The sequence below is a fragment of the Pseudomonas fluorescens genome (assembly GCF_000968015.1).
In the GTDB taxonomy this organism is placed as follows: domain Bacteria; phylum Pseudomonadota; class Gammaproteobacteria; order Pseudomonadales; family Pseudomonadaceae; genus Aquipseudomonas; species Aquipseudomonas fluorescens_W.
In genome coordinates, this window is sequence record NZ_LACH01000093.1 from 1 (window position 1) to 6,998 (window position 6,998).

Annotated in this window: 10 protein-coding genes; 3 read left to right on the forward strand and 7 right to left on the reverse strand. The window is 52.0% G+C overall.

All coding sequences use genetic code 11. The annotated features are described in order from the left end of the window. Nucleotides 1-81: 81 nt before the first annotated feature. From tal to dusA, 5 genes are all read right to left on the reverse strand, one after another. Nucleotides 82-1,008 (reverse strand): transaldolase, encoded by a 927-nt coding sequence (tal, locus tag VD17_RS30195; protein WP_008151357.1) that lies wholly within the window; start codon nucleotides 1,006-1,008, stop codon nucleotides 82-84. A gap of 208 nt (nucleotides 1,009-1,216) precedes the next feature. After that, on the reverse strand, nucleotides 1,217-1,528 hold the full coding sequence (locus VD17_RS30200; RefSeq protein ID WP_033061895.1) for a helix-turn-helix domain-containing protein: 312 nt from the start codon (nucleotides 1,526-1,528) through the stop codon (nucleotides 1,217-1,219). Then, nucleotides 1,515-1,835 carry a transcriptional regulator gene (locus VD17_RS30205; protein WP_185753262.1) on the reverse strand — a complete coding sequence of 107 codons (321 nt, stop codon included), beginning with the start codon at nucleotides 1,833-1,835 and terminating at the stop codon, nucleotides 1,515-1,517. Before VD17_RS30205 ends, VD17_RS30200 begins: the two co-directional genes overlap by 14 nt. 44 nt (nucleotides 1,836-1,879) lie before the next feature. Next, on the reverse strand, nucleotides 1,880-2,116 hold the full coding sequence (locus VD17_RS30210) for an AbrB/MazE/SpoVT family DNA-binding domain-containing protein (protein ID WP_046057029.1): 237 nt from the start codon (nucleotides 2,114-2,116) through the stop codon (nucleotides 1,880-1,882). Between the two features lie 37 nt (nucleotides 2,117-2,153). Then, nucleotides 2,154-3,149: a tRNA dihydrouridine(20/20a) synthase DusA gene (gene dusA, locus VD17_RS30215; protein ID WP_008151348.1), complete on the reverse strand. Its 996-nt coding sequence runs from the start codon at nucleotides 3,147-3,149 to the stop codon at nucleotides 2,154-2,156. 377 nt (nucleotides 3,150-3,526) lie between these two features. On the opposite strand from dusA, the gene VD17_RS30220 reads away from it, so the two are divergent. Continuing rightward, nucleotides 3,527-3,913 (forward strand): hypothetical protein, encoded by a 387-nt coding sequence (locus tag VD17_RS30220; RefSeq protein ID WP_046057030.1) that lies wholly within the window; start codon nucleotides 3,527-3,529, stop codon nucleotides 3,911-3,913. 532 nt (nucleotides 3,914-4,445) lie between these two features. Next, nucleotides 4,446-4,778, forward strand: a complete 333-nt coding sequence (locus VD17_RS30225; RefSeq protein ID WP_046057031.1) for a hypothetical protein — start codon at nucleotides 4,446-4,448, stop codon at nucleotides 4,776-4,778. Nucleotides 4,779-4,841: 63 nt separating this feature from the next. Here VD17_RS30225 and VD17_RS30230 read toward each other — a convergent pair whose 3' ends face one another. Both VD17_RS30230 and VD17_RS30235 read right to left on the reverse strand, forming a co-directional pair. Further along, complete coding sequence (locus VD17_RS30230) at nucleotides 4,842-5,363, reverse strand: hypothetical protein (protein ID WP_046057032.1); 522 nt, start codon at nucleotides 5,361-5,363, stop codon at nucleotides 4,842-4,844. A 568-nt stretch (nucleotides 5,364-5,931) separates the two neighbouring features. Continuing rightward, entirely contained in the window at nucleotides 5,932-6,201 is a 270-nt protein-coding gene (locus VD17_RS30235) for a hypothetical protein (RefSeq protein WP_046057033.1), read from the reverse strand. A 479-nt stretch (nucleotides 6,202-6,680) separates the two neighbouring features. Here VD17_RS30235 and VD17_RS30240 point away from each other — a divergent pair, with 479 nt between their 5' ends. Continuing rightward, nucleotides 6,681-6,899 (forward strand): hypothetical protein, encoded by a 219-nt coding sequence (locus VD17_RS30240; RefSeq protein WP_046057034.1) that lies wholly within the window; start codon nucleotides 6,681-6,683, stop codon nucleotides 6,897-6,899. The last annotated feature ends 99 nt before the right edge of the window (nucleotides 6,900-6,998 follow it).

Sequence of the window (6,998 nt, forward strand, 5' to 3'; positions counted from 1 at the left end):
AACCTTATTCAGGACGGGACAAACGCATAAAAAAGGGCGAACCCACCAAGGTTCGCCCTTTTTGCATCAAGCTAGATCAAATCAGAGCTTGGCTTGCAGCAATGCTTCGAGTTTTTCCTGGTCACGAGCGAACTGACGGATCCCCTCAGCCAGTTTCTCGGTCGCCATCGCGTCCTCGTTGGACAACCAACGGAACTGCGCTTCATTCAAGCTCAAACGCGCTTCACCAGCATGACCCGGCGCCAATTTGCGCTCCAGCTTGCCAGTATCCGCCGCCAGCTTATCAATCAGATCCGGGCTGATGGTCAGACGGTCGCAACCGGCCAACTGCTCGATCTGATTCAGGTTACGGAAGCTCGCGCCCATGACCACAGTCTTGTAGTCATTAGCCTTGTAGTAGTTGTAGATACGCGTCACCGACTGCACTCCCGGATCATCCGCGCCGGTGTAGTCGTTACCGTTGGCCTTCTTGTACCAGTCGTAGATGCGGCCCACGAACGGCGAAATCAGGAACACCCCTGCGTCAGCACACGCCGCAGCCTGAGCGAACGAGAACAGCAGCGTCAGGTTGGTCTGAATGCCTTCTTTTTCCAGAATCTCGGCAGCGCGGATACCTTCCCAGGTGGAAGCGATCTTGATCAGCACGCGGTCACGGCCAATGCCGGCCTTGTCGTACAGGTCGATCAGACGGTGCGCACGCTTCAATACGGCGTCAGTGTCGAACGACAGGCGCGCATCCACTTCAGTGGAAATACGGCCCGGGATCACTTTCAGAATTTCTTGCCCTACCGCAACGCCAAAACGGTCGCTGGCCAGGCCCACATCGCCCTTGCAGTCGCTGACGCAAGCGTTCAGCAACTCGGCATAACCGGGAATGGCCGCCGCTTTGAGCAGCAGGGAAGGGTTGGTGGTAGCGTCCACGGGTTTAACGCGAGCGATAGCTTCGAAGTCGCCGGTGTCGGCAACCACGGTGGTCATTTGTTTGAGTTGTTCCAGCTTGGAAGTCATGGGCGTGCTCTGTCCTATGGGTCTAATGACATTACCCGAGCGCTGACAGCCACTCAAGGGTGCGTGTACGTATCGAGGGCCCCAGCGGCAACAACCGGAAAACGGCTGTTTGAATGGCGGGGCGCGGTATCGGTAAATACGATGCCAAATCCGGGCGCAGGTTCAACCTGGGTGACAGTTAGCGCCCAGAAGGTCCACTGTCATGACTTCAGTTCGCCAATACGTCTCGGAAAACGTCAGGGCGAATAGCGGCGATATGAAGGAGCGATCGTGCAGCCCCAGAAGGGGACCGTCGTCCTTGTTCCCACTCCTGCAGAGTGCGTACGGAAACGCCCAGCAGCTCCGCAAACTTCGGTTGCGATAGACCGGTTTTGCTTCGGGCCTCTGCAGCCTCGGTTACTTCAACTTTGTGAACGTCGCCGTGTAGGCCGGCTTTGACTTCAAGAATCGACGCCAACAGTTCTTCGCCAATATTGCGTTTGGCATCCCGTTCCATCAGTTCTTTTTCAGTCAGGGGCATGATTCAGCTCCTTTGCGATTTTGCGCAGTATATGCGCGGGGATGTTCTCTGTGGCGCCTTTGCCGTAGATCAGCAATGTGACCAAGGCGCCGCTGGCAAGTTGCGCGATGTAGATAATTCTAACCGCGCCACTTTTACCGCGACCATCCATGCTCCAGCGCACTTTTCGGCATCCCTCCGAGCCGGGGATCACTGCGCCTGCGTCCGGATTGTTCGCCAGATAGGACATGAACGCACCACGTTCTTCTTCAGTCCAGTAATCCGGCCAGAGTTTTGTAAAAAGCTTGGATTCAATGATTGTCAGCATGGTTGCGATCATACGTCTTTGACGTAGGTGCTGACAATTGAAGGCTAATTGCCTTTTATTAGATCCGGCGACGGGTTCGGGCTCACAACTCTTATCGTCTTGGACCGCTTGCAGATAAGACCTTTGAGCGCATGAACCGAGCCCGTCTTGGCCAAAAACTCAACGCTGCCGTCTCGCAACGTTACAAATTCGATGTGATCACCTGCGGCCAACCCGAGCGAGGTGCGAACCTGCGCTGGAATGGTAATTCGTCCTTGCGTCGTTAGCCTCGCAGTTGCCATCAATGACACTCCATTAACGTAGCTAGGGATTTTCCGGTTACCGACCCTCCAACAACTCCGCCGCCTGATCCAGCAACACCAAAGGCTCTTTAGCCTTATGAATATCCACCGACAACAACTGCCGAAATTTGCGCGCCCCCGGAAACCCGGTACCCAGCCCCAGCACATGCCGAGTGATGTGGTGCATCGAGCCGCCCGCATCAATATGCGCCGCTATATAAGGCCGCAACTGCGCCAGTGCCTCGGCCCGGCTAATCACCGGCGCCGTGCTGCCGAAAAGTTGCTGATCCACCTCAGCCATCACATAAGGGTTGTGGTACGCCTCACGACCCAACATCACGCCGTCGAACGTCTGCAAATGCTCGTGACAGGCTTCCAGCGTCTTGATCCCGCCGTTGAGAATAATCTCCAACTCCGGAAAATCCGTCTTCAACCGCGCCGCCACGTCATAGCGCAGGGGCGGAATGTCGCGGTTCTCTTTCGGCGACAACCCCTCCAGAATCGCAATCCGCGCATGCACCGTAAAACTCGTGCACCCGGCATCCCGAACCGTGCCGACGAAATCACACAACTCCTCGTAACTGTCCCGCCCATTAATCCCGATCCGGTGCTTCACCGTCACCGGAATCGACACCGCATCGCGCATCGCCTTCACACAATCAGCCACCAACTGCGGATGCCCCATCAGGCACGCACCGATCATATTGTTCTGCACCCGATCACTCGGGCAGCCGACATTCAGATTCACCTCGTCGTAACCGTGCTCCTGCGCCATGCGCGCGCACATCGCCAGGTCCAGCGGCACGCTGCCGCCGAGTTGCAGGGCGAGCGGGTGCTCGGCTTCGTTGTGACGCAGGAAACGGTCGTGATCGCCGTTGAGCAGCGCGCCGGTGGTGACCATTTCGGTGTAGAGGAGGGCGTGCTTGGAGAGTAGGCGTAGGAAAAAACGGCAATGCCTATCAGTCCAATCCATCATCGGGGCGACGGAGAAGCGACGGGAGAGCGGGGCGGGTGTGGCGGTGATTGGGGGCATTGGCGGTTCTGAGATGGGTGGGGCTGGGAAGAGGGGGAGTTTATCAGGATTGGGGGGCAGGGTTTAGGTGGGCCTTGCTGCGATTGTTCAGGGTATCTGAGCAACGGCATGAGAGGAAGTCGACTGGATCGCTGGTAAATAAATCCGTCCCATTTTTTCAGGGAGTGCGCTATCGGTTTATCGTTGCGTCAAAACTTGTGCGGTGTAAGTATCACGCTCAACGGTGCAGATGGTGTTCCAGTCCAGCAGGTTCCCTCCGAGTATTCCGCCACCAGCGCCTGCGAAAAGAGCCAGCTCATTCATGTAGCCTCCGTCATAGACGGGTAGCTAGGAAATAGGCATGCTCGGTTCTTTTTGATGGCCGGGAGCCATGGGGTATGTTGGATTTGAAGTTTCCAGAGCAAATGATTGTTCGAACACTCTGGGCTTTGTGGTCGTTGTTCTTCGGGGGGGCAATTCTTTGGCTGTTGGTGGGCTCGGTCGCTTACTGGGTCAAACATGGATGGCTGCCACCAGACGCGTCCGGTTGGGTGCAAGGTTTGGGCTCTATTCTCGCGATAGCCATCGCTATTGCTATTCCTTGGAATCAGAAGCGACATGAGGCTTTGATCAAAGCAGAAGAAATTAAAAGCGTCGAGCTTGCAAGGAGTGAACAGCTGCTGTGTTTGTGCAAAGAGGTGATAAGAACCATCGAGCTTTTGAATCCTGGTAATCTCGACGGATATGTGGATCTTAGCAGCTACCAAAAAAAGCGTCTGCATTGATCAATTGGCTCGGCTTACAGAAATTCAAAAGGCGGAGCTGAATACTACCAGGATGCAAATTGGGCTTGAGCTGAGATTCCAATTGCATGATTGGCAACTGTTTTATTCCAATTCGGTGATTCTTAGAGGTCATGTAATAAGACTTCAAGTTAAGAACAGTTTGCCAATACTTAGGAAGATTCAGGTCGATGCGGCGAATGAGCTTCTGAAGCTTAGGAGTTGATTTTTTATATCCTTAAGAGCTGAAGGGGACGGGTTTACTTTCTATTGTTTTTAATGAGTAAATAAATCTGTTCCCGTTTTTCATGACTCTCACTACGAGGCGCATCCTAGTAGTCCATTTCAATGAGTAAGCAGGTGAGGTGCCCGTATTCGTCGCTAGAAAGCGCTCTGGCATGGCAATTTTTTCCTACTAGGAAGTAAAGTGCAATGGGAAATAAATTGGTTTTTTATACGCTGCTTGCACTACGCTTAGCCGTTGCAGCATAGTCCAAGCCGTTTTCGATCTAAATATGCTAATGCGCGAGAAATAATGACTAACCTCACTTTCAAAAATAATCAGTCAACCACACAAGCCCAGAATTGCTACGATCTTAAAGGGGTTGGTTACCTTGAGCCTGAAGACGCGCTAGCTAAATACTATAAAGTTATCGAGATTATATTCAAGCGTTTAACCTCCTCTGGCGGAGGTATAACAAGTCTTGAGGTTGAAATAGTCAATGCATTCAGCGTGCTTCGATTTTCGCTGGAAGATGACGCACCCTCCCCGCGGAGATATGATGCTAAAAGTGCAACCAACCTGATTAAGAGTATTGGGTTAGAGTTCGGTATAGGGATGTTGGAGTCAGCTATCTACTTCAGCTAAAAGGGGCGGATTTATTTTCTTTGAGAAAAATAGATTCGTCCCCTTTATTTTAATGTTTTATAACTACGCGCCGTTTGATTGAAGATAAGAACTTTTGGCTATGTTTACGCTTCCCAATGGTACCGTCCTCCTCACAAGAACAACAAACTTCCCCGAGTCATGATTATATTGCCACGTTATTGGCGACTCCGCTGTTGAGACTTTAATGAAAGTCTGCGTTTGTCCCCACGCAGTCCACTCGATAGTATCATTTGGCGAGTCATACTCTATGCTCCAGGCCATTTCAAATTCCCTGCTAGCACTAGATTTGGCTGTAGCGCGCCCGGTGGCGATCCACGAACCTTGACTTAGATTTATAAGGCTTCCGCTAAAATTATAAACACTCAAGCTCCAACCTGTATTGGTAGGTAAATTCCAACGGCCATCCATTGAGCCGACGAAATGCTCCAACGAAGGAATAATATTAAGCTTTGCCAGCCCAGCCTCAACAATTGCTTCCGTTCGTAAAGCTACAGCGCTGACATCAATATCTTCTGCATCGATAGCTATCTCGTTGTAGTTCTCACTAATCTCATTTACGCTCATAGTCTTTTCCTTCTTTATGTCGATTTTTTTGGCTGGTAAGGATTCTCATCTCAAAGCAGGATAGAACAGAACTCAAAAAAAGAAAGCGCAAGGTTTTAAAAAACAATAGCGCTTTGATATATCACCTTTTATAACAACATGCGGAAGTCAATCTTAAACTTATTTTCAGCTCTTATCCGAACACGCGAAGCTGATCTACACCTGATTTTCTTTGTCGGCTTCAGTAGATTTTCATCCATTGCAGTAGGTGCCTCGTAAGAGCAGAGCTAAAGGGGCGGCTGAATTCCAAGGTTAGTGTCCGCTTGTGGCCGCTATCTGCCTAATGTTAATGCAGTTAGCTAAAGCGAAAAAGTCGGTTGAAATTATCTTGGTAGTACAGAATTGGACGGGGAGAATAGATAATTGTTGTGAGCCTTTGTTTTCAAGGTCTTTAGTGTCAGTTGATCCAATCTATCATCGGGGCCTAGGCGAGTCTTGCTGAAGCTCTTCAGGGCGTGTGAGCGAAGGAAATCGAGGATTCAGAGAAATGGGCCAACGGGGCGTCCGGGAAGGGCGCCCCTTTGTGACGTCAGGACGGTTCAGCATCCATACGTCGCGCAACGACATCCAGCACATCACATCCATCGCGCAACGGTATGCAGCAAAGCATTGCGAAGTCGCTGAGTATCACCGAATCCGTGGTGATGTCGCCGCGCATCGCGAGGTTTTCCAGGATCTGCGTTACCGCGCCAATTCGGTAGCGTGCGGTGCTAAGCAGTGAATGTAGCGGTTGGGTGGTGTTTACATACAGCGAGGGAAGGTCGTCGGCGTTGCTGGTTAAAGCCATATATTCTTTCATGAGTGGTTACCAATTGTAGGTGGAAGACCTACCACTCAATTGTCGCCAAACAAAAGGGTGGTAGCTGTACGCGGGTTGGCGAACCGGACAATGGTAAAACCGGCAGACCCGAAGGTCTCCCACGCACAGCCACCAAAAAACAGGTAGCCAAGTGCGTTCAGAAACCCTCCGAGAAGAGCTCGGAGGTTTCTTTACCGTTGTCATCGAGTCGCCAAACCCGATACGTCATATGGACGCGGACCGGACTATAGGCCTCGTGACAAAGGCACAGCAATGCGCAAGTGTACGGACAATTCCCAGAGTCGTGTAGGACGTTACTCTTTTGACAGTTTGTGTGGAGAACACTCTTTTTTGCATCAGGAAACCGAAGTACCTGAACAATCGCTGTCGCCCAGCAAAGGTTCATAATTCCTGGTGGTCTCGCGGCATAGGATGACTACCTAAGGTCACCGCGCTTCCAACCCACAGGAAACTGAAAAATGATCTCGAACCTCGTCAAAGTCGCTCTGATCGCCGGTGCATTGCTGTTGAGCGCCTGCTCGGGTGCAAGCACCCATAGCGAGTATTCGGAAGCCACCCTGCCGTCTGCCGGTTTTGGTCCGGGGCCTACCAGCAACCCCAATAAAATGAGTTTCCATGGCAGTGCGCTCGGCAACAGCTTCGGCGAGTACAGTTCGGGGTTGTTGCACGACGACTAGGGTGTGACGCAACGGCGCGTTATTTCTGCCGTTGCGTGTTCTCCGAGGGGCGACTGCTGCGCAGTCGGACGCAGGCTGCGCCAGCTGCTATGTATGGAC